The sequence below is a fragment of the Rhodococcus sp. RDE2 genome (assembly GCF_020885655.1).
GTDB classification, from domain to species: Bacteria; Actinomycetota; Actinomycetes; order Mycobacteriales; family Mycobacteriaceae; genus Rhodococcus; species Rhodococcus pyridinivorans.
Genome location: NZ_AP025186.1, coordinates 5,080,393 through 5,103,600, shown reverse-complemented (window position 1 = coordinate 5,103,600; position 23,208 = coordinate 5,080,393). Strand labels below are relative to the sequence as shown.

General features: G+C 67.7%; 22 protein-coding genes and 1 tRNA gene. 13 read left to right on the top strand and 10 right to left on the bottom strand.

The window, feature by feature from the left end:
• Nucleotide 1: 1 nt before the first annotated feature.
• The gene (locus tag LPH33_RS23770) at nt 2-982 is read right to left on the bottom strand and encodes a PDR/VanB family oxidoreductase (RefSeq protein WP_229566365.1); all 981 of its coding nucleotides are present in this window, start codon (nt 980-982) and stop codon (nt 2-4) included.
• A gap of 1 nt (nt 983) precedes the next feature.
• Nucleotides 984-2,099 carry an aromatic ring-hydroxylating oxygenase subunit alpha gene (locus LPH33_RS23765; protein WP_229566363.1) on the bottom strand — a complete coding sequence of 372 codons (1,116 nt, stop codon included), beginning with the start codon at nt 2,097-2,099 and terminating at the stop codon, nt 984-986.
• Nucleotides 2,100-2,228: 129 nt separating this feature from the next.
• Here LPH33_RS23765 and LPH33_RS23760 point away from each other — a divergent pair, with 129 nt between their 5' ends.
• Complete coding sequence (locus tag LPH33_RS23760) at nt 2,229-2,816, top strand: PadR family transcriptional regulator (RefSeq protein WP_229566362.1); 588 nt, start codon at nt 2,229-2,231, stop codon at nt 2,814-2,816.
• Nucleotides 2,817-2,913: 97 nt separating this feature from the next.
• Here the strand turns inward: LPH33_RS23760 and LPH33_RS23755 are convergent, their stop codons facing one another.
• The gene (locus tag LPH33_RS23755) at nt 2,914-3,810 is read right to left on the bottom strand and encodes a LysR family transcriptional regulator (RefSeq protein ID WP_229566360.1); all 897 of its coding nucleotides are present in this window, start codon (nt 3,808-3,810) and stop codon (nt 2,914-2,916) included.
• Nucleotides 3,811-3,963: 153 nt separating this feature from the next.
• Here LPH33_RS23755 and LPH33_RS23750 point away from each other — a divergent pair, with 153 nt between their 5' ends.
• The 9 genes from LPH33_RS23750 to LPH33_RS23710 all read left to right on the top strand — a co-directional run bounded on the left by LPH33_RS23750 (nt 3,964) and on the right by LPH33_RS23710 (nt 13,282).
• Nucleotides 3,964-5,337, top strand: coding sequence for an NAD(P)/FAD-dependent oxidoreductase (locus LPH33_RS23750; RefSeq protein WP_229566359.1), 1,374 nt, complete (start codon nt 3,964-3,966; stop codon nt 5,335-5,337).
• Between the two features lie 236 nt (nt 5,338-5,573).
• Nucleotides 5,574-6,002: a holo-ACP synthase gene (acpS, locus tag LPH33_RS23745; protein WP_229566358.1), complete on the top strand. Its 429-nt coding sequence runs from the start codon at nt 5,574-5,576 to the stop codon at nt 6,000-6,002.
• On the top strand, nt 5,999-6,241 hold the full coding sequence (locus LPH33_RS23740) for an acyl carrier protein (RefSeq protein ID WP_024102340.1): 243 nt from the start codon (nt 5,999-6,001) through the stop codon (nt 6,239-6,241). Before acpS ends, LPH33_RS23740 begins: the two co-directional genes overlap by 4 nt.
• Entirely contained in the window at nt 6,238-7,422 is a 1,185-nt protein-coding gene (locus LPH33_RS23735) for an acyl-CoA dehydrogenase family protein (RefSeq protein WP_229566357.1), read from the top strand. The genes LPH33_RS23740 and LPH33_RS23735 overlap by 4 nt, the downstream gene beginning before the upstream one ends.
• Nucleotides 7,419-8,375 (top strand): amino acid--[acyl-carrier-protein] ligase, encoded by a 957-nt coding sequence (locus LPH33_RS23730; protein ID WP_229566356.1) that lies wholly within the window; start codon nt 7,419-7,421, stop codon nt 8,373-8,375. Before LPH33_RS23735 ends, LPH33_RS23730 begins: the two co-directional genes overlap by 4 nt.
• Nucleotides 8,372-9,331: a DUF1839 family protein gene (locus LPH33_RS23725; protein ID WP_229566355.1), complete on the top strand. Its 960-nt coding sequence runs from the start codon at nt 8,372-8,374 to the stop codon at nt 9,329-9,331. The genes LPH33_RS23730 and LPH33_RS23725 overlap by 4 nt, the downstream gene beginning before the upstream one ends.
• Nucleotides 9,332-9,346: 15 nt before the next feature.
• Nucleotides 9,347-11,833: a glycosyl hydrolase 2 galactose-binding domain-containing protein gene (locus tag LPH33_RS23720; protein ID WP_229566354.1), complete on the top strand. Its 2,487-nt coding sequence runs from the start codon at nt 9,347-9,349 to the stop codon at nt 11,831-11,833.
• 164 nt (nt 11,834-11,997) lie between these two features.
• Complete coding sequence (locus tag LPH33_RS23715; protein WP_016695879.1) at nt 11,998-12,162, top strand: hypothetical protein; 165 nt, start codon at nt 11,998-12,000, stop codon at nt 12,160-12,162.
• Nucleotides 12,163-12,247: 85 nt separating this feature from the next.
• Nucleotides 12,248-13,282: an NADP-dependent oxidoreductase gene (locus LPH33_RS23710; RefSeq protein WP_060652652.1), complete on the top strand. Its 1,035-nt coding sequence runs from the start codon at nt 12,248-12,250 to the stop codon at nt 13,280-13,282.
• Between the two features lie 33 nt (nt 13,283-13,315).
• On the opposite strand, the gene LPH33_RS23705 is transcribed toward LPH33_RS23710, so the two are convergent.
• The 5 genes from LPH33_RS23705 to pcaB all read right to left on the bottom strand — a co-directional run bounded on the left by LPH33_RS23705 (nt 13,316) and on the right by pcaB (nt 18,418).
• A complete protein-coding gene (locus tag LPH33_RS23705; RefSeq protein ID WP_229566353.1) occupies nt 13,316-13,750 on the bottom strand; it encodes a hypothetical protein in 435 nt (144 codons plus the stop codon).
• A 100-nt stretch (nt 13,751-13,850) separates the two neighbouring features.
• Complete coding sequence (locus tag LPH33_RS23700) at nt 13,851-15,062, bottom strand: acetyl-CoA C-acetyltransferase (RefSeq protein WP_229566352.1); 1,212 nt, start codon at nt 15,060-15,062, stop codon at nt 13,851-13,853.
• A 22-nt stretch (nt 15,063-15,084) separates the two neighbouring features.
• Entirely contained in the window at nt 15,085-15,906 is an 822-nt protein-coding gene (locus LPH33_RS23695) for an IclR family transcriptional regulator domain-containing protein (RefSeq protein ID WP_229566351.1), read from the bottom strand.
• Complete coding sequence (pcaD, locus tag LPH33_RS23690; RefSeq protein WP_229566350.1) at nt 15,903-17,072, bottom strand: 3-oxoadipate enol-lactonase; 1,170 nt, start codon at nt 17,070-17,072, stop codon at nt 15,903-15,905. Before pcaD ends, LPH33_RS23695 begins: the two co-directional genes overlap by 4 nt.
• Nucleotides 17,069-18,418 carry a 3-carboxy-cis,cis-muconate cycloisomerase gene (pcaB, locus tag LPH33_RS23685; RefSeq protein ID WP_229566348.1) on the bottom strand — a complete coding sequence of 450 codons (1,350 nt, stop codon included), beginning with the start codon at nt 18,416-18,418 and terminating at the stop codon, nt 17,069-17,071. The genes pcaD and pcaB overlap by 4 nt, the downstream gene beginning before the upstream one ends.
• Before the next feature lie 154 nt (nt 18,419-18,572).
• Between pcaB and LPH33_RS23680 the strand changes: the two genes are divergently transcribed.
• The gene (locus LPH33_RS23680; RefSeq protein WP_016695872.1) at nt 18,573-19,319 is read left to right on the top strand and encodes a CoA transferase subunit A; all 747 of its coding nucleotides are present in this window, start codon (nt 18,573-18,575) and stop codon (nt 19,317-19,319) included.
• Nucleotides 19,316-19,963 (top strand): CoA transferase subunit B, encoded by a 648-nt coding sequence (locus LPH33_RS23675; protein ID WP_059382709.1) that lies wholly within the window; start codon nt 19,316-19,318, stop codon nt 19,961-19,963. The genes LPH33_RS23680 and LPH33_RS23675 overlap by 4 nt, the downstream gene beginning before the upstream one ends.
• 54 nt (nt 19,964-20,017) lie before the next feature.
• Here the strand turns inward: LPH33_RS23675 and LPH33_RS23670 are convergent, their stop codons facing one another.
• Nucleotides 20,018-21,148, bottom strand: a complete 1,131-nt coding sequence (locus tag LPH33_RS23670) for an AI-2E family transporter (RefSeq protein WP_229566346.1) — start codon at nt 21,146-21,148, stop codon at nt 20,018-20,020.
• A gap of 130 nt (nt 21,149-21,278) precedes the next feature.
• Nucleotides 21,279-21,355: transfer RNA gene (locus LPH33_RS23665), tRNA-Met, on the bottom strand.
• A gap of 285 nt (nt 21,356-21,640) precedes the next feature.
• Between LPH33_RS23665 and LPH33_RS23660 the strand changes: the two genes are divergently transcribed.
• The gene (locus tag LPH33_RS23660) at nt 21,641-23,185 is read left to right on the top strand and encodes an ABC transporter substrate-binding protein (protein ID WP_229566345.1); all 1,545 of its coding nucleotides are present in this window, start codon (nt 21,641-21,643) and stop codon (nt 23,183-23,185) included.
• The last annotated feature ends 23 nt before the right edge of the window (nt 23,186-23,208 follow it).

Sequence of the window (23,208 nt, the reverse complement as noted above, 5' to 3'; positions counted from 1 at the left end):
TCTAGGGAAGGTCGAGCGTGACGACACCCGTCGTCGAACGGGGCGACGCCGAATCGCGCACCACGCGTGACACGCAGGCGCACATCCGACGCGAGGAGCGCTTCTGCTCCTCGCTGAAGAAGACATCGCGGTGGTCGACGCGACCGTCGAGCGAGGCGACGGAGACCTCGCACAGGCCGCATTCGCCCTTGCGGCAGTCGAACATCATGTCGACACCGGCACGCCGGAGGGCGTCGAGCATCGATTCGTCGGAGCCGACGGTGGTGGTGACGTCGAGTTCGGGCACGGTGACCGTGAACTCCTCGGCGTCGAACCACCCACTGTTGCCGAAGGTCTCGTAGCGGAGGTTCGGCATCGGCAGGTCGCGGTCGTGCCACCGGCGCCGCACGGCGTCCATGAGGCGGATCGGACCGCACATGTACAGCTCGGTGCCGTGATCGACGCCGTCGACGAGCGCGGTGACGTCCAATCCCGTTCCTTCGTCGTCGATGTGGACGTCGATACGGTCGCCGTGGAGAGCTTCGAGCTCGGACAGGAAGGCCATCGCGGAACGGCTGCGACCGACGTACACGAAGCGGTAGTCGGCACCGAGGCGGCGGAGCACGGCCCCCATTGCGCGGACCGCGGTGATGCCGATGCCACCGGCGAGCAGGACGTAGCGCGGTGCGCCGACCCGCAGCGGGAAGTTCTGGAGCGGCTCGGTGATCTCGAGTTCGTCGCCGGGACGCAGCGAGTGCATGTATTCGGAGCCGCCGCGCGAGGTGGGGGAGCGGTGGACGCCGAGTGTGAGGCGACCGTCCGGACCACCCGCGGCGAGGGAGTACGAACGCGTGTCGCCAGAGGGGAGACGCACGTCGATGTGGGCGCCGGGTTCGACGCGGTGGGCGGTGTCGGCGGCGAGGGTGATCTCGGCGATCGAATCGGCGGCCCGCTCGACACTCACGACTCGGGCCCGCTGCCAACGGATCTGGTTGTTGCTCATGTCAGTGGGCTCCCTCGGGAACGGCAGGGGCCGAGGCAAGGTTCCGCTCCGCTTCGACCATGCGCTGGATCAGGCGTCGCACCCACATGCCGCCGGCGTCGATGTTGAGGTTGTAGAACTCGTGATCCGGGTTCGCCTCGATGGCCTTCTGTTGCGCGGTGAGCATCGCCTCGTCCTCACCGAACACGCCGTGCACGCCGTCGCGCAGCTGCGTGGTGATGAGCTGGCTGTCGAGGCGGTAGTTGCGCATGAACGCCCAGAAGTACAGCGCGGTGCTCTCGTCGACGGGCGAGATGGTGTTCATGACGAAACCGTTGACGCCCTGGCTGCGGTCGCCCTCGGGGGCACCGGTTCCGGCCTTGGCCACACCCACGTCGATGCGGATCGTGGACGGTGCCTGGAATTCGATGATCTGCCAGCGGTCGACCTTGCCCTCGAAGCCGGGGAACTTGTCGCGCATGTTCTTCAACCAGAACGGCGGTGCATCGATGTCGCGCATCCAGCGGGTGACGGTGACGGTGCGGTCGTCGTGGGTGACGACGAAGTCGGACTCGCTCAGTTCGTCCTGGCCGATGGACGACGAGTGCACGAACTCCTCGTGGGTGAGGTCCATGAGGTTGTCGAGGACGAGCTGGTAGTTGGCCTGCACGTCGATCGTGCGTCCGTCGCCCGCCCAGTCGGGGGAGTCCATCTGGAACATGTCCGGGACGAGATCGGGATCGGCCTGCGTCGGGTCGCCCGGCCAGACCCACACGAAGCGGTGCCGCTCGACGACGGGATACGACGCCACCATCGCGGACGGATTGATCGTCTGCTGGGCGGGCATGTGCGTGCAGCGACCTGCGGAGTTGTACTGCAGACCGTGGTAGGGGCACTGGATGCCCTCGCTACCGATGAGCTTGCCCATCGACAACGGCGCCAGGCGGTGCCAGCAGGCATCGGCGAGGGCGACGGGACGGCCCTCCTCGGTGCGGTAGAGGGCCATCGGCTTGCCGGCGATGGTGCGGGCGAGGATCTCGCGGCGACCCACCTCGTGATCCCAGGCGACGACGTACCAGGCGTCGAGCGGGTAGGCCATGTTCTTCGCGGTCGCCCCGGTGGGGCCGAGATCGGTCATGTCGGATCCTCCGAACACTGAGGGTGAAATAACTATCTACATAGATAGTTGGTGAGCTGGGGCACACACTATCTATCGATATAGTTATTCGCAAGAGTGGAATACTCGCCCGGGGAAAGGTGGTGGTCCATGAGCCTGCGATACGCGCTGCTCGCATTGCTCACCGCCGAGCCTCTGACCGGCTACGACGCGGCGAAACGGTTCGGCGGGTCGGTCGGGCACGTCTGGCATGCACCCGACTCGCAGATCTACCCCGAACTACGCCGGATGGAGCGCGAGGGCCTCGTCGAAGGAGAGCAGGTGCGTTGGGGGCCCAACAGCACCAAGACCCGGTACTCGATCACGGACGAGGGCATCCGGGCCTTCCGCGAGTGGATGTCCACTCCGCTGGACTACGCCCCGGTGCGCGACGCCGCCCACATGCGCGCGGCCTACTTCGAATGGACCGACCCGGACAGCGCTCGCGAGTGCCTGCAGCGGCACATCGACCACTACGCCGAGCAGATCGCCCAGTGGGCCACGGTGCGCGACGCGATCCTCGACCTCAGCAACGCGACCATCGCACGACGCGCGCAGAAGTATCCGGCCGAGGACCACGAGCGGATCATCGCGTTCAAGGCGTTCGCGTACGACGGTCTCATCGGCCGGGGCGAAGCCGAGATCGCGTGGGCACGTCAGGGCCTCGAACTCCTCGACAAGCTGTCGCCGCGCGACTGAGCCGCCCGGGACCGCTGCAGCGACGCGCGAAGTGGTCAGCGGAGCGCGGAACTGCGCACACCGATGACCGTTTCGCGCTCCGATGTCGGCGGTCGGATCACGGCGTGCTGTCCGTCGGCGGAACGATCGAATGCGCGAGCGCCCGCATGAGGAACTCGAGTTCGGGATTGGGTGTCGCGTTGCTCCGCACCACCCCGCACACCGGCACCTGCAGCCGGTGCTGGATCTCGCGCATGAACTTCAGTCCCTTGCGGGGTGTGTCGGCCGCGGTGCCGGCGTAGAGCACGGTCCACGCCCTCGGGTTGGTGAGCACCTCGAGAGTCGCGGTGTGGTCGCTCGCGATCGGGGGTCCGAGGCGCACGCGACGACCGACCTCGACGAAGGCGTCCTCGACCACACGATGCAACAGCACCTGGTTGCCGCGCGGCGGCAGCAGCAGCGGATAGTGGGCGAGATCGCCGAGGTCGACGGTGGAGAACGCCGACAGCGGGTGCTCGCTCGACGTGACGATGACGAGTTCTTCGATGCCGAGACGGATCGCCTCCAGGCCCGGGCGGTCGACGTCGCCGCGGATCAGTGCGAGATCGGCATCCCCGGACGCGACGGCGTTGACGCGGTCGGTGAAGTCCTTGATGACGAACTCCACGTCGATCTTGGGGTGACGCTCGCGGACGCTGGAGATCGCGTCGAGGCTCTGCGACGCGAAGCTCATGTTCGCCGTGATGCGGATGCTCTCCCGCGGTTCGTGGCCCACTTCCAGGGCCTTCGCCTCGAGGCTGAGCACCTCGGCGGCGATCGGTATCAGGCGTCGGCCTGCCGAGGTGAGCTTGACCGAACGGGTGGTGCGGTCGAACAGGGTGGTGCCCAGTTCGTGTTCGAGCTTCGCGATCTGATGGCTGATCGCCGACTGCGAGATGAAGCAGCGCTGGGCAGCGCGGGAGAAGCTGCCCTCCTCGCCGACGGCGAAGAAGTAGCGCAGCTGACGGAAATCCATGGCTCCTCCCGGGAATGTGTCATCTGCATTTATGAGCGAAACAGATAACAGTTTTTCGAATGTCCCAGGTTAGTGGATAACAAGGGTCCTTCGTACCTACCTTGGGAGTCATACATCAACGGAGATGACAAGTACGTGGAGGTTTACGACAGCATGGACGATGCGGACACAGTGACCCTGGTCGATCGGACAGATGTAGTCATCGTGGGTTCCGGCTTCGGAGCGTTGGCCACCGCCAAGAAGCTCGCCAAGGCCGGCACGCCCTTCGTTCTCATCTCGGAGACCACCGAGCATCTTTTCCAGCCTCTGCTCTACCAGGTCGCGACCGGTGTCCTCTCGCCCGGTGAGATCGCCCCCTCCGTGCGCGCGATCCTGGCCGAGTACCCCAATGCCGACGTCCGCCTGGGCCGCGTCGTCGACGTGCTCCCCGAGGAGAACACGGTCGTCTACGAGGCCGGCGGTCAGCGTCTGCGCCTCGGCTTCAAGTACCTCGTCGCCGCGACCGGCGCGCGCCAGGCGTACTTCGGACGCGACGAGTTCGCCGACCTGACGTACGCGCTCAAGACGGTCGAGGACGCCGAAAAGCTGCGTCGCCAGATCGTGCGCTGCTTCGAGGAAGCACACGTCACCACCGATGCGGAGCGTCGGAAGAATCTTCTCAGCTTCATCGTCGTGGGTGCCGGCCCGACGGGCGTCGAGCTCGCGGGACAGATCAAGGAACTCGCGCAGCGCTACTTCGCCGAGAACATCGGCAACATCCGCGCCGACGACGTCACCGTCACACTCGTCGAGGGCGCCGACAAGGTGCTGCCCCCGTTCGGCGGCAAGCTCAGCGAGTACTCCAAGGAGTCGCTCGAGAAGAGCGGTGTCGACGTCGTCCTCGGGACGATGGTCACCGACATCGACGAGCACGGTGCCACGCTCACCACGCCCACGACCGAGGAGACCCGCCGCCTCACCGCGGAGACCATCATCTGGTCGGCCGGGATCCAGGCCAACGACTTCGCCGACGTGCTCGCCGAGCGCACCGGCTGCGAGACGGTCCGCGGCGGACGCCTGCTCGTCGACCCCGACTTCACCGTCGGCCGCAGCGACAACATCTTCGCCATCGGCGACATGGTCACCCTCGACAACCTGCCGGCGCAGTCGCCGTTCGCCATGCAGGGTGGCCGCCACGTCGCGAAGATGATCACCGGCAAGGTCGCGATGGGCACCCCGTTCCAGTACAAGGACAAGGGCAGCATGGCGATCATCAACCGGTTCCGTGCCATCACGCGGGTCGGGAAAATCGAGCTCACCGGCTTCATCGCGTGGGTGCTGTGGCTCGCCGTCCACCTCGTCTACCTGGTCGGCTTCCGCAACCGGTACATCGCGGTCATGTCGTGGTGCGGTTCCTTCCTCGGAAGCCGCCGCCCGCACTTCTACTACGCGCAGGACACCGTCCCGGTGCCCGCCGCGGAGAAGGAGGAGCCGGCCACGAAGGACGAGCCGGAGAGCGACAAGGAACCCGTGCGGACGTCCGCATAACTACAGACCCCCGAAAGGCTCCGACCACCCGGTCGGGGCCTTTCGTCGTTCGCGCGCCGAACCGGGATGGACGCGGCGTGTTGCGGTAGCGAGCCCCGGTTCACCGCGCGAACTGCCGCGACCGGCGGGTGAAAGTCGGGGTGATTTCCGGGATGTCCTGCGAGCCAGGACCGTTCGAGTGGTGTACATCGACCGACCTGCGGCTAGCGTGTGCAGCGCATCCCGAGGAGTGACCCATGAACGATGGCAGCGGCCCCCGCGTCGCGACGACACGTGTCGGCTGCGATGTCGTCACCGTCCGCGACATCGCGTCGAGCATCGATCGCTTCGGCGACCGCTACCTGCAGCGCGTGTTCACCCCACACGAGCTGGAGATATGCACCGGACCGGGTCGCGCCCAACGCCTCGCGGCGCGCTTCGCCGCGAAGGAAGCCGTCATGAAGGTCCTGCGTCCACGCGAGCACGCGGTTCCCTGGCGGGCCATCGAGATCCGCCGCGCGGACTGGGGCGGATGCACTGTCGTACTGGCCGGTAACGCGGCCACCCGGGCGCGAGATGAACAGGTGACCGACATTCAGGTCTCGATTTCTCACGAGCCCGAATACGCCATCGCGACGGTCGTGGCGACCCGCGTCGACGAAGCAGAAACTGGAGAACATCCATGACGGAGCAGGTGATCCGCAAGGTCCTCGGTGAGCACGCGAAGCTGTCGGTCGACAGCACTGCGCTCGATCCCGCCGCCGACCTCTACGAGCTCGGCCTGACATCGCACGCCAGCGTGAACGTGATGCTCGCCCTCGAGGACGCCTTCGACGTCGAATTCCCCGATGAACTGCTGCGCAAGAGCACCTTCGCGAGCGTCGGCGCCATCAGGTCGGCGTTGACGGAACTGGGCGTCGCGTGACATCCACGTCCGCGCCCCTGGCCGTCGCGGAGAACGCCGGGCTGTCACTGCTCGCCCGTGCCGAACTCGTCGGACGCGAGAGCGCCGGCCCCGCGGCCGCCGAGGTGGATCGTGAGGGACGCTTTCCGCACGAGGCCGTCGACGCGCTGCGCGCCCACAAGCTGCTGAACTGCGCCGTCCCCGTCGATCAGGGTGGGGAGGGAGCGTCCCTCGGTGAGCTGTGCGCCGTCGCCCGCATCCTCGGCCGGTACTGCGCCTCCACCGCGATGATCTTCGCGATGCACCAGACGCAGATCCTGTCGCTGGTGCATCACTCCACCCCGGGTGTGGCCGCCTTCGTCGCCGAAGCGGTGGCGAACGACTACCTGATCGCTTCGGCGACCACCGAACTCGGCACCGGCGGCGACGTGCGCAGCAGCGTCTGCGCCGTCGCCCGCGACGGTGACACCGTCACGCTGACGAAGAACGCACCGGTCATCTCGTACGGGGAGTACGCCGACGCGATCCTGGTGACTGCGCGTCGCACCGCCGACAGCCCGCCCAGCGACCAGGTGCTCGTCGTGTGCCGGCGCGACGACGTGACCCTCGAGCCCACCGGGAACTGGGACACCCTCGGCCTGCGCGGAACCTGCAGTCCCGGCTTCCTTCTCACCGCCACGACGTCCGCCGATCTCGTCGTCGGTACGGCCTACGCCGAGATCTCGTCGCGCACCATGCTTCCCGTCTCGCACAGTGTGTGGTCGGCGGTATGGCTCGGAATCGCCGACGCGGCGATGGAGAAGGCCCGCTCGTTCGTGCGGTCGGCGGCCCGCCGCAGCCCGGGCGTCACGCCGCCCGGTGCGCTGCGACTTGCCGAAGCAGCCGCCGTGCACCAGCAGTTCTCCGATCTCGTCGCCGCGTCCGCCGCCCGGTTCGACGCCGCGTCGGCGCAGGAGGAATCGGTGTCGGGCATGGGTTTCTCGCTCGCCATGAACAACCTCAAGGTCACCGCGTCCACGCTCGTCGTCGATCTGGTGAACCGCGCGATGCTCATCTGCGGGATCGCCGGATACCGCGAGGATTCGCAGTACTCGCTCGGCCGCCACCTGCGCGACGCGCACGGTGCCGCCGTGATGGTCAACAACGACCGCATCATGAACAACTCGGCCCAGTTGTCGATCGCCTACCGGGGGACGCTGTGACAAGTACAGCCATTACCAGCATCGCAACCGACGAGCTGTCCGAGCTCGAGCGCGCCCGCCTCGACTTTCAGCAGCAGCTGCTCGAGGCCGAACTGCTCGTGGAGACCGGTGTTCCCGGCCTCTACGGACGGTCGGGTGTTTTCGAGGACATCGTCGACGGCATCGACCGCGTGGTGGTCGCGGCGGGTCCGGGCCGGGCCGCGACGCGTCTGCGCTTCCCTCCGGTCTTCCCGCGGACGAGTTTCGAGCGCACCGACTACATCGCCTCGTTCCCGCACCTGACCGGAGCGGTGAACACCTTCGCGGGCAGCAACGCCGAGCACGCCGAACTGCTCGCCGCGCGGTCGCGGGGCGAGGCGTGGGATCCGTGGCTCGAACCCGCCGACACCGTGCTCGTCTCCGCCGCATGTCATCCCGCCTACTCGCGGTACACCGGCACCCTGCACGAGGGTGGCGAACTGCTCGACGTCCTCGGCTACTGCTTCCGGCACGAACCGGCCGTCGACCCCGCCCGCATGCAGGCCTTCCGAATGCACGAGTTCGTGCGCATCGGCACCGAGAACGACGCTGCCCAGCATCGTGATTCCTGGGTGGAGCGAGGACTCGAGGTGCTCGGCTCGCTGGGTCTCGACGCGACCGCCGTGCCCGCCAACGACCCCTTCTTCGGGCGGGCCGGACGCATGCTGGCCGTCAACCAGCGCACCGAGAACCTCAAGACCGAACTGACCGTCCGGCTCTACGGCGACCTCGACGACGGCACCGCTGTGGTCTCGTGCAACTGCCACCGCGAGCACTTCGGCGAGACCTTCGAGATCCGCACCGCCGACGGCGAAGTCGCGCACAGCGCGTGCGTCGGATTCGGCATGGAGCGGATCGCCCTGGCGCTGTTGCGGACCCACGGACTCGACGTCGACCGCTGGCCCGCTGCGGTACGCGACAGGATGTTCCCGTGAACGATCGGCTCATCGACGTCCGCGTCGACGGGTACTCACGGCACTTCGTGCACGCTGCCGACCGGATCTGGACCGAGACCAACTGCTACGTCGACCTGTGGGTCGAGGTACTGCATTCGCTCGGCCACGACCCGGTCCCCGCGGCGGCGTGCGCGTTCTCGGCCCGGTTCGACGGCGCCCAGTGGACCTTCCTCAAGTTCCGCCCCGAGGATCTGTTCGCGCTCTACGGGATCGACGTCGCGGAGATGAACGTCTGGCGCCGCCCGGTGGACCACCTCGAGGACAACGCAGCCGCCGGCCTGCTGTCGACGATCGAGGTGGACGCCTTCTGGCTGCCCGACACCGAGGGCACCGGATACCGGGAGAGTCGTTCGAAGACGACGATCGTGCCCAATCTCATCGACCGCGACACCGAGACGCTCGAATACTTCCACAACAGCGGCTATCACGTCCTCACCGGTGAGGACTTCCGCGGCGTGTTCGGCCTCGACGAGCCGGTACCCACCTGGCCTCCCTATCTCGAACAGGTGCACCTCGATGTGGCGCAACCGCAGTGCGATGCCTTCGACACGGTGGTGCTCCGTCACCTGCGCATGCGTGCGGGCTCGAATCCGGTGCGCGAGCTCGGCAAGCAGGTGCTCGCCGACATCGATCCGATCCGCACCGGCGGGATGGACGTCTTCCATCCGTGGACGTTCGGGGTGCTCCGTCAGTGCGGTGCCACCGCCGAACTCGCCGCGGACGTGAGCGTCTACATGAACGGTCGCGGATATCCCGGCGCGGCTGCCGCGGCCGACGGATTCCGCGCAGTCGCCGAGGGCGCGAAGAGCGTGCAGTTCCGGATGGCACGTGCGGCACGCGGTCGCAGCGTCGACCCCGGCGACCAGCTGACCGCGATGGCCGACGCCTGGGACGACGCCATGGCGACCGTCGTCCGCACCGCCGGGGTGCGGTGACGGGACTCGACGCACATGGATCTCCTGCATGATGCGCGATGGCGTTGTCTCCGTGCCGCTCCCGGGGCAGTCGAGCATCCCGGTGACCTTCCGGAGGATGGCCCTTGGCTGCCGGTCCGCATACCTGGGACGGCGGCAGGCGCGATCTGGGAGGCCGACGGAGTCGCGGGGGCCCGGGCGTCGTCACCCGACAGCGACGACTGGTGGTTCGTCACCGACGTCGAGGTGTCCGGCGTCGGACCGTGGCATCTGACCTTCGACGGGCTCGCGACCCTCGCGGAGGTGTGGGTCTACGGCACGCTCGTCGCGACGTCGGAGTCGATGTTCGTGCCGCTGACCGTCGTCCTCGACCACCTGCCGTCGACGACACGGATCGCGATCCGGTGCGCCTCGCTCGACGCCGCGCTCCGCAAGCGTCGGCCGCGCGGACGGTGGCGCTCGTCGCTCGTGTCGGCTCAGGGATTGCGGTGGTTCCGCACCACGATGCTCGGGCGCGCCCCGGTCTACGCGGGAGCTCCGGCGCCGGTCGGTCCGTGGCGTCCCGTGCGTCTCGTCGATTCCGGTGAACCCGTCGTGCTGGAACGTGAGATACGAACGCATGTGCGCGGATCCGATGGCATGGTCGACGTCGACCTCGTGTTGGCCGGCGCTGCCGTCTCCGAGGTCGCTGTGGAGATCGGCGGGTCGACGGCCCACGCCCGGCCCGAATACGGAGCCGACGGGACAGCACGCGTGCGGATGCAGGTGACGCTCCCCGAGGCGCAGCGGTGGTGGCCACATACCTACGGCCACCCGAACCTCTATGCGGCACAACTGATTCTGGATGAACATCGGATGGAATTGGGCACCATCGGTTTCCGATCGGTGGAGCAGATTTCGGGCGACGGATTCGGCCTGCGGATCAACGACGTCGACGTCTTCTGCCGCGGACTGGTGTGGACACCGGCCGATCCGGTCGCGCTGAACGACCCGGCCGGAACGCGGCGCATTCTCGAACGCTGTGTGTCGGCGGGCGTGGACACGATCCGTATCCCTGGCACGATGGTCTACGAGGACGACGAGTTCTACTCGGCGTGTGCCGAACTGGGCATCATGGTGTGGCAGGACGTCATGCTCGCCACCACCGATCCACCCGACGACCCGCAGTTCCGCTCGCTGCTCGAGGATGAGGTCCGTGCGCTGGCGCGCCGATGGGGCGGGAACCCGGCACCCGTCGTGATGTGCGGGGGCAGCGAGACCGAGCAGCAACCGGCCATGCTCGGTCTGACGGAGGCATCCATCCCGGCACTCGACGACTGGTTGCCCGCGATCGTCGACCGCGAGTTACCGGGCACGGTGTGGGTGTCGTCGTCACCGTCCGCACCCCCGGGTAGCGACGCACTGCCGATCGCGGTGGGTTCGGGTGTGGCGCACTACTTCGGCGTCGGGGGTTACCGCCGTTCTCTCGCCGACGTGCGTGCCGCCGGCGTGCGCTTCGCCGCCGAATGCCTTGCGTTCTCGATTCCGCCCTCCGCCACGGCGATCGAGGCCGAGTTCGGCAGTGTGAATGTTGCCGGTCACCATCCGCGGTGGAAGTCGGCTGTGCCGCGCGACAACGGCGCGTCGTGGGACTTCGAGGATGTACGAGACCATTATGTGCGCACGATCTTCGGGGTCGACCCCGTCGAGGTGCGGTGGTCCGACCCCGCGCGGTACCTCGCGCTCGGGCGGGCGGCGATCTGCGAAGCGTTCACCGAGGTGCTGCAGTACTGGCGACGATCCGGATCCGGATGTCGGGGTGCCCTGGTCCTGTCCGCCCGCGACCTGCAGCCGGGTGCCGGATGGGGCGTGCTCGACGCCGACGGGAACCCGAAGGCTCCGTGGTGGGTGCTGGCACGGGTGTTCGCGCCCGTCACCGTCCTCCTCACCGACGACGGCCTCGACGGCCTGCGTGTGGACGCGATCAACGACACCGCCGACGGTCTCGACGTCACGCTGCAGTTGCAGGCCCACACCCCGTCGGGTGCGGTACCGGTGGACGCGTCCGTGCCGCTGCATCTCGACCCGCACGAGATCCGGGTGTTCTCGTGGGCATCGGTGACGGGCGGTTTCACCGATGTCAATTTTGCGTATCGATTCGGGCCGCGCACTTTCGACACCGCGACCGCCCGGTTGGTGGATCACACCGGTGCGGTGCTGGCGGAGTCGGTGTATCTCGTCGGTGGTCCGGCGCGGCCCGTCGAGCGCGGAATCGGTCTCGCGGCGACCGCTCGACCCGTCTCGGGCGGGTGGAGTGTGGAGGTGCGAACCGAGGGCGCGGCGCAGTACGTGCACCTCGACGTCACCGGCGGTGACCTGCAGGATTCCTTGTTCCACCTGCCTCCCGGAGGTTCTCGCACGATCGCCGTGCACGCCTGTGATCCGGCCGCGACGCTGAGCGGTCGGGTGGGGGCATTGAACTCGGCCACGAGCGCGCCCATCCGGGTGCTTCCCGCCTCCGACGGCCACGAGGTCGACGGGTAGCTTCCCGGGACTGCCGGCTGGGCGGTGTGCGGCGCGCCGAAATCGACAGGTGCATATCGGGCATCGACGGGGTATATGTATCTCCCAAGGGGTCGCTCACCCGATTTGCACCTTCTGTACGGTGCCGGTGGCCACCTCTCCCCGCCTTCCGAGAGGAGATCGACATGGCGATCCGCTCCACGTCGCAGATGGGTGCCTCGCGCACCGCTTCGTCCACTCGCCGTCCTGCCCGGGTGGAGCAGGACGGACCGTCCTTCACCGAGGTCATCCACTCGCAGCTGTTCTCGAACTACCAGGTGCCTCGCGGACAGGTACAGCGCAGCGCCTGATCGGGAGCGTCTCCGGCCCGACATCGTGCCTGTCGGTGCCCGCGCACGGCGTTTAGGACACCTGCGTGTGCGGCACACTGTCGGCATGAGTGAAGCCACGACGAGTCAGAGCACCCGCATCGTTCTCGCGTCGCGCCCGGAGGGGGCGCCCACTTCCGACAACTTCCGATTCGAGACGGTGGATCTGCCGGAGGTCGGCGACGGCCAGATCCTCCTGCGCGTCGTCTACCTGTCCCTCGACCCGTACATGCGCGGTCGGATGAGCACCGCGAAGTCGTATGCCGCGCACGTCGAACTCGGGGACGTGATGGTCGCCGGAACGGTGGGCCAGGTCGTCGAATCGCGGTACGAGGGTCTCGAGCCGGGCGACTACGTGCTGGCCGGAGCCGGCTGGCAGTCGCACGCCGTCCTCGACGGCTCCACCGTCCGCAAGCTCGATCCGCAGGCCGCACCGATCTCCACCGCGGTGGGCGTGCTCGGAATGCCCGGCTTCACAGCCTATTCCGGGCTCCTGAAGATCGGACAGCCGAAGGAGGGCGAGACCGTCGTCGTCGCTGCCGCCACCGGGCCGGTGGGATCGGCCGTCGGGCAGATCGCAAAGCTGAAGGGCGCCCGCGCGGTCGGTATCGCCGGCGGACCGGAGAAGTGCCGCGCACTGATCGAGGAGTTCGGTTTCGACGCGGCGATCGACCACCGCGACCCGGACTTCCCCGACAAGCTGGCGGAGGCCGTGCCCGACGGCATCGACGTGTACTTCGAGAACGTCGGCGGCCCCGTGCAGGAAGCGGTGTGGCCGTTGCTCAACACTTATGCGCGAATCCCGGTGTGCGGTCTGGTCGCGCAGTACAACGGTGCGGACCTGAACCGCAAGGACCGCCTTCCTGGACTGTTCAATTCGATTCTTACCAAGAGCCTCACGATCCGCGGCTTCATCCAGAGCGAGTTCGTGAAGGAGATGTACGGCGACTTCCTGCGCGAGGCCTCGGCATGGGTCCGCGACGGAAAGCTCGCGTACCGCGAGGACATCGTCGACGGACTCGAGAACGCCCCGGAGGCGTTCATCGGCATGCTCGAAGGGAAGAACTTCGGGAAGATGCTCGTGCGGGTCGCGCCGGAGTGACGGACACCGGTCCGCCCTCCGACGCCGGCCGCGTCAGCGTCGGGGGATTCCGGTGGACCACAGGGCCCACAGGATGAGCACGGGCTGGAAGAACAAGCGGATCAGGCGCTTACGGTCGGTGTCGAGACCGAAGGCGCTGCGCTTGCCGAGATACTGGGCGATGTTGCCCGGGAAGACGGCGGCGAAGAACAGTGCCGCCAGGCGGCCGACACGGACGCGGTCGCGGTTCGCCACGGCGAGTCCGGCGCCGAGCATGATCTCGACGCCGCCGGATGCCATGACCACGCCGTCCTTGTCCATCGGCACCCAGTCGGGCACCTGGGCCTGGAAGTCCTTGCGGGCCCAGAAGAGATGGCTGAGCCCGGCGAAGACGAGTGAGGCGGCCAGGAGATAACGCGCGAGGGTCCGGGCTCGTGTCGTGGGAGGAGCAGGGGCTTCGGTGGGTGGAGTTACCTGTACATCGCTCATGATCACGAGCGTACGGACTGTACGGTGCTCGCGACGAGGGATCGCGTCGCGAGCACCGTAGGTCACATCAGACGATGCGTTCGAACGGCGTCGGTCGCCGTCAGGCGATGCGCTCGAATACCGCAGCGAGCCCCTGGCCGCCGCCGATGCACATCGTCTCGAGCCCGTAGCGACCCTCACGGCGGTCGAGTTCGCGCAGCAGTGTGGCGAGAATACGTCCGCCGGTCGCGCCCACCGGGTGTCCGAGCGAGATGCCGGAGCCGTTGGGGTTCAGGCGCAGGTCGTCGGCCTCGATGCCCCACGAGCGGGTGACCGCGAGAGCCTGGGCGGCGAACGCCTCGTTGAGTTCGATGACGTCCATATCGGCGAGGGTCAGTCCGAGTCGGCCGAGGGCCTTCTCGCTGGCGGGCACCGGGCCGATGCCCATGGTGCGCGGCGGCACACCGGCCACGGCCCAGCTTGCGAGACGGGCGAGCGGACGCAGACCGAGCTTCGCCGCCTTCTCGGCGGTGGTGACGATCGCGAGGGCGGCACCGTCGTTCTGTCCGCTGGCGTTGCCGGCGGTGACGGTCGACTCGGGATCGATCTTGCCGCGGATCGGGCGCAGCTTGGCGAGGGTCTCCATCGAGGTGTCGGCGCGGGGGTGCTCGTCGGTGTCGACGACGAGCGGATCGCCCTTGCGCTGCGGCACGGTGACGGGCACGATCTCCTGCGCGAAGACGCCGTTCTTCTGGGCGGCGACGGCGCGCTGGTGCGACTGCACGGCCAGGGCGTCCTGGTCCTCGCGGCTGATGGAGAACTCGGCGCGCAGGTTCTCGGCGGTCTCGATCATGCCGCCCGGCACGGGGAAGTCGCGGCCACCGGCGGTGACGCGGGCACGGGCGAGGCGATCGGACAGGGCGACGGCTTCGCCCTTGACGCCCCAGCGCATGCCGGTGGCGTAGAACTCGGCCTGGCTCATCGACTCGGCGCCGCCGGCGAGGATCAGGTCGCTCGCGCCGGTCTGCACCTGCATGACGGCCTGCACGATCGCCTGCAGACCCGAGCCGCAGCGGCGGTCGACCTGCAGGCCCGGAACGTCCACGCCGAGACCGGCGTTGAGGGCGGCGACGCGGCCGAGGGCGGGGGCCTCACCGTTGGGGGAGGCCTGGCCGAGGAAGACGTCATCGATGTCGGAGCCGGCGATGCCGGTGCGTGCGACGAGCTCGCGGATGAGGGTGGCCGCGAGATCCTCGGGGGCGATGTCCTTCAGGACACCGCCGAACCGGCCTACCGGGGTGCGCAGGGGTTCGCAGATCACTACGTCGGTCATGATGTACCTCGATCGGGGTTGTTCACTGGTGGGTCTGGGTGCGGGCGAGATCCGTGGAGATCGCCTCGGCGGTAGCGAGCAGCGCCGGAACGAGCTCGTCGTGCACGGTCTCCATCCGGTAGCGCGCCGCGTGGGTCGACAGGTTCACCGACGCCACAACGGTTCCCGACGCGTCGCGGATCGGTGCGGCAAGTGATCGCAGGCCTTCTTCGAGTTCCTGGTCGACCACGCAGTATCCGTTGCGTCGTACCGTGGCGATCTCGGCGCGCAGCTCCCCGGCGGTGGTGACGGTGTTGCCGGTGATGGGTGCGAGATCGGCCCGGGCGAGATAGGCCTCGAACTCGTCGTCGGTCAGGCCGGCGAGCAGCACTCGTCCCATGGAGGTCGCGTAGGCGGGGAAGCGGGTACCGAGTGTGATGGTGACGGTCATGATGCGACTGACAGGGACTCGCGCGACGTAGACGACGTCGTCTCCGTCGAGCACCGACACCGAGGTCGATTCCTTGACCTTCTCGGCGAGCGCTTCGAGATGCGGCCGCGCTACCTCAGGAAGCGTCAGCGCGGACAGATAGCTGTATCCGAGTTCGAGCACCCGTGGGGTGAGCCAGAACTGGGAACCGTCGGTGCGGACGTAGCCGAGTTCGATGAGCGTCAACAGGAATCGGCGGGCGGTGGCGCGGGTGAGGCCGGTCGCGCGAGCGACGTCCGAGAGCGACTGCCGGGGGGTGTGCACACCGAAGGCCTTGATGACCGACAGGCCGCGGGCCAGCGACTGCACGTAATCGGGCGACGCCCCGGGGTTCTCGCGTGCGACCTCCGGCGCAGTGACATCGGGAGTGGTCACGACCCGGTGCCCCCTTCGGTGTCGGCGAGTGCCTGCTTGCCGAGCGCGAACGCTCGGTTGCTGTTGGGGACACCCGCGTAGACCGCGGTGTGCAGGAACACCTCGACGAGGTCGTCGGGGTCGATCCCGGCACGCAGGGCGGCGCGGATGTGCATGTCGAGTTCGTGTTCGTTGCCGACCGCGGTGAGGATCGCGAGGGTCAGCAGCCGGCGGGTGCGATGGTCCAGGCCCGGACGCGCCCAGATGTCGCCCCATGCGGTGCGGGTGATGAAGTCCTGGAAGGGGCGGGTGAATTCGGTGGCCGATTCGATGGACCGGTCGACGTGGGCATCGCCGAGGACGGAGCGGCGCACCCGCAAGCCCTCCTCGAACACCGCGGTGCGGTGCGCGGCGGACGGAGTGGCGCGCGCGATGTGGTCACGAATGAGCTTCGTGATCCGTCCCGCCTGTTCCACATTGGCGAGGTGGGCGCCGGGGGAGACGACGTGGAGGGCCGAGTCGGCGATCCCGTCGGCCAGTTGCTGCATCGTCGACGGCGGGGTGGCCGGATCCCGCTCACCGGCGATCACCAGCGTGGGCGCGACGATCCGGGCGAGGTCGGGACGACCGTCCCAGGTCGCCAGTGCCTCGCAGCATGCGGCGTAGCCCTCGTCGGTGGTGCCCTTCACCATCTCGACGTGGCGGGCGACGAGCTCCGGATCGTGTTCGGCCAGTTCGGGAGTGAACCACCGCGAGACGATCGAATCGGCGATCGAGGCCAGGCCGTCGTTGCGGACGGATGCGGCCCGGTCGTACCAGGGCTGGGCAGGCTGGAAGGCCGGCGAGGTGCACAGCAGCGTCAACGTGCGCACGCGTTCGGGGTGATGCGCGGCGAGCCATTGCCCGACGGCACCGCCGAGCGAGAGTCCGACGTAGTGCACGGCGTCGAGTCCGAGAGAGTCGAGCAGAGCGACGACGTCGCCGGCGAGTTCTTCGATCGTGTAGGGACCGGACGGCGCGGGCGAGGCGCCGTGTCCGCGGTGATCGACAGCGACGACGCTCCAGTCGGTCGACAGAGCGTGGATCTGCGGCGTCCACATCGACAGGTCCGAACCCAGCGAACCGAGGAACAGGACGGTCGGCTTCGTGGGGTCGCCGTACTGTTCGTAGTTGAGCGTGACGGTCATCGGGCATCTCCTGTGGTTCGGTTCGTGCTGTCGTGACGGGCGAGAACGCGATCGACGATGTCTGCGGCATGGCCGAGATAGCGCGTGGGATCGAGAAGTTCGCGCACGTCCTGCGGGTCGAGATGTGCGGTGATGGCGGGATCCTCGTCGAGCGACCTACCGGCGACCGCCGCATCGGTGACGATCGAGCGGGCGTCGTCGGTGTGTTCGGCGAGTGCGGCCGTGACCTTCTCGGCGAGGATCGCCCCTCCGGTGAGCGCGAGATTGCGGTCGAGCGCGTCGGTGTGGACGTGCAGACCGTTCAGGCTCGTCGAGAGTTGGTGCGCGGCACCGCCGGTGAGGCGCAGGATATCGGCGAGGGTCTCCCATTCGGCGTGCCAGGCGCCGGCGGCGCGCTGGAACTCGTGGTCGGTCGACGACAGGATCGTCGAGACGAGACCGGGAACGCGCCGGGCAGCAGCACGAGCGGTGATCGCCGCGACCGGATTGCGCTTGTGCGGCATGGCCGACGACCCGCCGGGCGCATCCTCGCTCACCTCACCGAACTCGGTGCTCGCCATGAGTACGACGTCGGTGGCGGGCTTCGCGACCGCGCCGGCGGCGACACCGAGCGTGCTCGCGAGGATCGTGATGGGAGTGCGGGCGGTGTGCCACGGGGCGACGGGGCGCGCGAGTCCGAGCATGTCGGCGACGGTGTCGGCGAACGCGAAGCCGTCGGGATGGACGGCGGCGAGCGTGCCGGCGGCCCCGCCGTACTGGGCGGGCAGGACGGATAGGACGCGCTCGAGTTCGGTGGCGGCGTCGTCGAGGGACAGGAGCCAGCCGGCCGCGAGTGCGCCGAAGGTGGTGGGCAGCGCCTGCTGGCCGAGCGTGCGCGCGACCATCGGTGTCTCACGATGGGCGGCAGCGAGACGCGCTGCGCCGTCGGCTGCGGAGCGCAGGTTCGCCAGGGCGATCCCGCCCGCGCGACGGGCGAGCAGCATCAGAGCGGTGTCGAGCACGTCCTGGCTGGTCGCGCCGACGTGCACGGCCCGCGCGGGAGTGTCGGCGCGCTCGCGCAGCAGGGAGACCAGGGGGATGACGGCATTGCCGCCCGCCGCGGACCATCGACCGAGGTCGGCGGGATCGAGTTCCTCGGCGAGGGAGGTCGCGGCTGTCGCGACGGCGTCGGCGTGGGTGTTCTCGACGCGGCCGAGTGCGGCGGCCGCGCGCGTCAGCGCGACCTCCACGTCGAGCAGGGCACCGATCCACGCGCGATCCGACAGGGCGACGCCGAGTTCGTCCGCGCCGAAGACGGGATCGAACAGCAGGCCCCGATATCCGGCGTCGGGGGATGAGGGAGACACGGACCTCCGATCCGAAACGTTCGCTATGTGGACGGATGGACGCTATGCGAACAGGCTAGTGCGACCGTTCTGTGCTCGCAACGATCCTACGCGGATTTGTTCGCATTGCGGACGGGAGTTCACATGACGTACACCTGAGGGTATCGTGGCACACATGGACAAAGTCGTTGCCTCCGCCGCCGAGGCCGTAGCCGACATCCCCGACGGCGTCACGATCGCCGTCGGAGGGTTCGGCCTGGTCGGCATCCCCGAGATCCTCATCAACGCGTTGCTCGAACAGGGCGCCACCGACCTCGAAACCGTCAGCAACAACTGCGGTACCGACGGCTTCGGGCTCGGTCTGCTGCTCGAGAAGGGCCGCATCCGCCGCACCATCTCGTCGTACGTCGGCTCCAACAAGGAGTTCGCGCGCCAGTACCTCGCCGGCGAACTCGAAGTCGAGCTCACCCCGCAGGGCACGCTCGCCGAGCGCCTGCGTGCCGGTGGCGCGGGCATCCCCGCCTTCTTCACTCCCGCCGGCGTCGGCACGGCCGTCGAGGAAGGCGGACTCCCGCTGCGCTACGACGGGCACGGTGGCATCGCCCTCGCGTCGCAGCCGAAGGAGACCCGGGAGTTCGACGGCGAGACCTACGTGCTCGAACGCGGCATCGTCGCCGACTACGCGCTCGTGCACGCCTGGAAGGGCGACCGCCACGGCAACCTCGTCTACCGCGCGAGCGCCCGCAACTTCAACCCGCCGGCCGCCGCCTCGGGTCGCATCACGATCGCGCAGGTCGAGCACCTCGTCGAACCCGGCGAACTCGACCCCAACGAAATCCACACGCCCGGCATCCACGTGCAGCGTGTCGTACACGTCGGCCCCGTCGAGGTCGGCATCGAGAACCGGACGGTGCGCTCATGACACAGGCAACGAAGAAGGGGCTGACCCGCGAGGAGATGGCGGCACGCGTCGCCAAGGAACTCGAGGACGGCCAGTACGTCAACCTCGGAATCGGCATGCCCACCCTCGTGCCGAACTACCTCGAGCCCGGCGTCGAGGTCATCCTGCACTCCGAGAACGGTGTGCTCGGCGTCGGTCCGTACCCGACCGAGGACGAACTCGACCCCGAGCTCATCAACGCCGGCAAGGAGACGATCACCGCGATCCCCGGTGCGTCGTACTTCGACTCGGCACAGTCGTTCGGCATGATCCGCGGCGGTCAGATCGACGTCGCCGTCCTCGGCGCGATGCAGGTCTCCGCCAAGGGCGACATCGCCAACTGGATGGTGCCCGGCGCGATGGTCAAGGGCATGGGCGGCGCGATGGACCTCGTCCACGGCGCCAAGCGCGTCATCGTGATGATGGATCACGTCACCAAGAAGGGTGATCCGAAGATCCTCGAGGAGTGCGCGCTGCCGCTCACCGGTCGTGGATGCGTGCAGCGCATCATCACCGACCTCGCGGTCATCGACGTCACCGACGAGGGTCTGAAGCTCGTCGAGACGGCGCCCGGTGTGACCACCGAGGACGTCGTCGCTGCGACGGCGGCGAAGCTGATCGTCTGATCGGACGACGACGGGGCCGGGCACGAGGAGATCTCGTGCCCGGCCTCTCGTCTCTCAGTCGTAGTCGTCGTTGTCGGCCGTGAGCTCGGGAGCGTCGGGTTCCGGTTCCTCCCCACCCACCTCAGGGATCAGTTCGTAGCGGTGCCCGAACGACTCGGCGAGCGCCTGCAGGATCGCCACCACCGGCACGGACACCAGCGCCCCGACCGGGCCGAACAGGGTGGCACCGACGATCACCGAACCGAACGCCACCGCCGGGTGGATCGACACCGTGCGGGCCGTGATGCGCGGGTGGAGCACGTAGTTCTCGACCTGCTGGTAGACCGTGCCGAAGGCGATCACCCACACGCCGTCGAGCGGGTGCTGCACCGCGGCGATGAGCGCGGGGAGGCCGATCGCCAGATAGGTACCGAGGGTCGGGATGAACTGCGAGACCACCCCGGTCCAGATCGCGAGGGGCAGCCAGTACGGAACCCCGATGATGAGGAAGAAGATTCCGGTGAAGATCGACGCCGCGGCGGCGAGGATCAACCGGGAGACGACATAGCCGCCGGCCTTCTCCACCGAGGTCTCCCACACGTTCGCGATCAGCTGCTGCTGCCGGGCCGGGAACCAGCTCGCGATCGTCCGGCGCATCTTCGGCCCCTCGGCCGACATGTAGAAGACGAACAGCAGCATCGTCAGGATCTGGAACAGGGCACCGACCAGAGTGCTGAGGACGCCGAGGACGCCGGGCGTGAACCGTTGCGCTAGATCTCGAACCGTATCGGGCGTGATCTTGAACAGTTCGTCCCCGGTCTTGAAGTTGGTGTCGAAGGTGCGGTTCGCCCAATCGGTGATGCGTGTGAGCGCATCCGGAAGTGTGGTGAGCAACTGGGCGATCTGGTCGAACAGGAGCGTGCCGAACACCGCGAAGAACCCGATGGTGAGTGCGATCAGGGAGAACAGCACGAGGCCGGTGCCGGCACCGCGACGCATCCCGAACCGTTCGAGGCGGTCGACGATCGGTTCGATCGTGATGCTGAACAACCACGCCAGGAACAGCAGGCCGAGGAAGCCCTTCAGATTGTGGAAGAGCCAGCCCGACATCTGATAGAAGGCGACGGCCAGCAGAACACCGACGATCGTGGGCCGGAGCCAGCGGGGAGTTCGTGGACGATCGGCGACGGTTGCGCGCTTGGCCATCACACCCTCCCGCTCTGCAGAGACTCTGCCGCGAAATCTACTCGGTGAGCGCGGCCGGGGGAGCCGTACCGAGGCCGAGGAGCATTCACAGAAGAACCGGCCCGGACTCGTGTGAGTCCGGGCCGGTCGGTGGTAGCGGGGACAGGATTCGAACCTGCGACCTCTGGGTTATGAGCCCAGCGAGCTACCGAGCTGCTCCACCCCGCGTTGCATGTCCAACCATACACGACTTCCGAGGGTGCTCTGACCACCCCTCGTCCGGGCCACCGAATCCAGGGGGAGGTTGTGCGCGAATTTCGCGGGCGGTTTCGGCGCACACAACCTCCCCTCGTTTCGACTCCCGAAGCTTTCCCTTGTGCCCGTTGATCTCGATCAGCGGGACCTGCAGGGTGTGCCGCGTCACAGACCCATAGGTTCGGTCGGTATTCAGGCGGCCGTGGCACGGCCGCCTCGAAATCGTTCTGCACGAATATTTTCGAGAGAGGGGGCGGCATGACTGTTGCGTCGAGAAGGTCGCCGATCCGTTTGTGGGGTGCTGTGATCGGGACCTGCGCGATACTGCTCACCGCGTGTGGGTCGACTCCCCCCGAGAACTCCGCATTCGGTGATCCTGCAATTCCGCTGCACTATGCCACCGTCTTCGGCGTCTCGTCGTTCGATCCGCACAAGACGCGAATCACCAGTGACGCCACCATGCTCAACATGGTCTACGACCGCCTCGTCCACCGTGACGCAGCCGGCCAACCGATTCCAGGGCTCGCCGAGTCGTGGGAGATCGATGACACCACCCTGACACTCCACCTGCGTGACGGTCTGACTTTCTCCAGTGGCGCCGCCCTCGATGCCGATGCTGTGGTCGCCAACCTCCGACGTGCTCTCGAGCCGGACTCGATCACGGCACCGATGCTCGCCGGCATCGTCGGGGTCGACGCAGCGGACGATCGCACGGTCGTGCTGACCTTCGACGGTCCGGGCGCACAGTACGTGCTCGCGTTGTCCGATCTCGCCGGAATGATCGTCGACCCCGCCGCATTCGGAAGTCCGGAGAAGGACGCCCAGCTCACACTCGCGCCCGCCGGTGCGGGACGTTACGTCCTCGCGGCGTCCCGACCGGGTGCCGAGTACGAGTTCACTGCCAGAGCGGACTATTGGGACCCGGATGCGATCGGCACCGAAACCTTCGTCTGGACGGTGATGACCGATCCGCAGGCGCGTCTGAGTGCCGTGTCGGCAGGGGACATCGATGTCGCCATCACCACGCCACTGACGATCGACGCAGCCGAACAGCAGGGTCTTCGGGTGGAGACAGCGCTTCGACTCGACCACATGGCGCTCAACTTCAACCGGAACCGTAGCGAGTTCGGCAACCTCGACGTGCGCAAGGCCATTGCTCACGCGATCGACCGACAGGCCATCGCGGACACAGCGATGGAGGGTCACGCCGAAGCTGCGACGCAGAACTTCCCGAAGGACTACTTCGCGTACGACCCGGATCTCGCCGACGACTATCCGTACGATCCCGAACGGGCACGGCAGTTGCTGTCCGATGCAGGGCTGCCGGAAGGGTTCTCGTTCACGGCCATCCTGTTGAATCTGCCCGAGAACGTGCAGGTGGCGCAGATCGTGCAGCAACAACTGGCGCAGGTCGGCATCGAGATGAAACTCGAACCGTTGCCTCCGTCGGATGCGTCACCGACCTTCTACCGGGGGGACGCCGACGCATTCCTCACGACCTTCACGGGACGCTCCGATCCCGCGCTGTTGCTGTCCGCTCTCTACGGTGAGAATTCGCCCCAGAACCCCTCCCGTACCACTGCGCCGGGATTCCAAGAGGCACTCGACTCCGCGAACCGTGAGACCGACCTGCAGGCCCGTGGGGACAAGCTCGGAGAAGTATCGAAGACCGTAACGGACAACGTTCTCGCCGTGCCCTTGGTCTTCTTCGAACTCGGCTCGACGCTCACCGACCAGGTCGTCGGATACGAGACGAACCTGTTGATCGACGAATGGCGCGGCGTCGGCATCGCCGCCTCCTGACCGGACGACCGCCCAGAAACGAA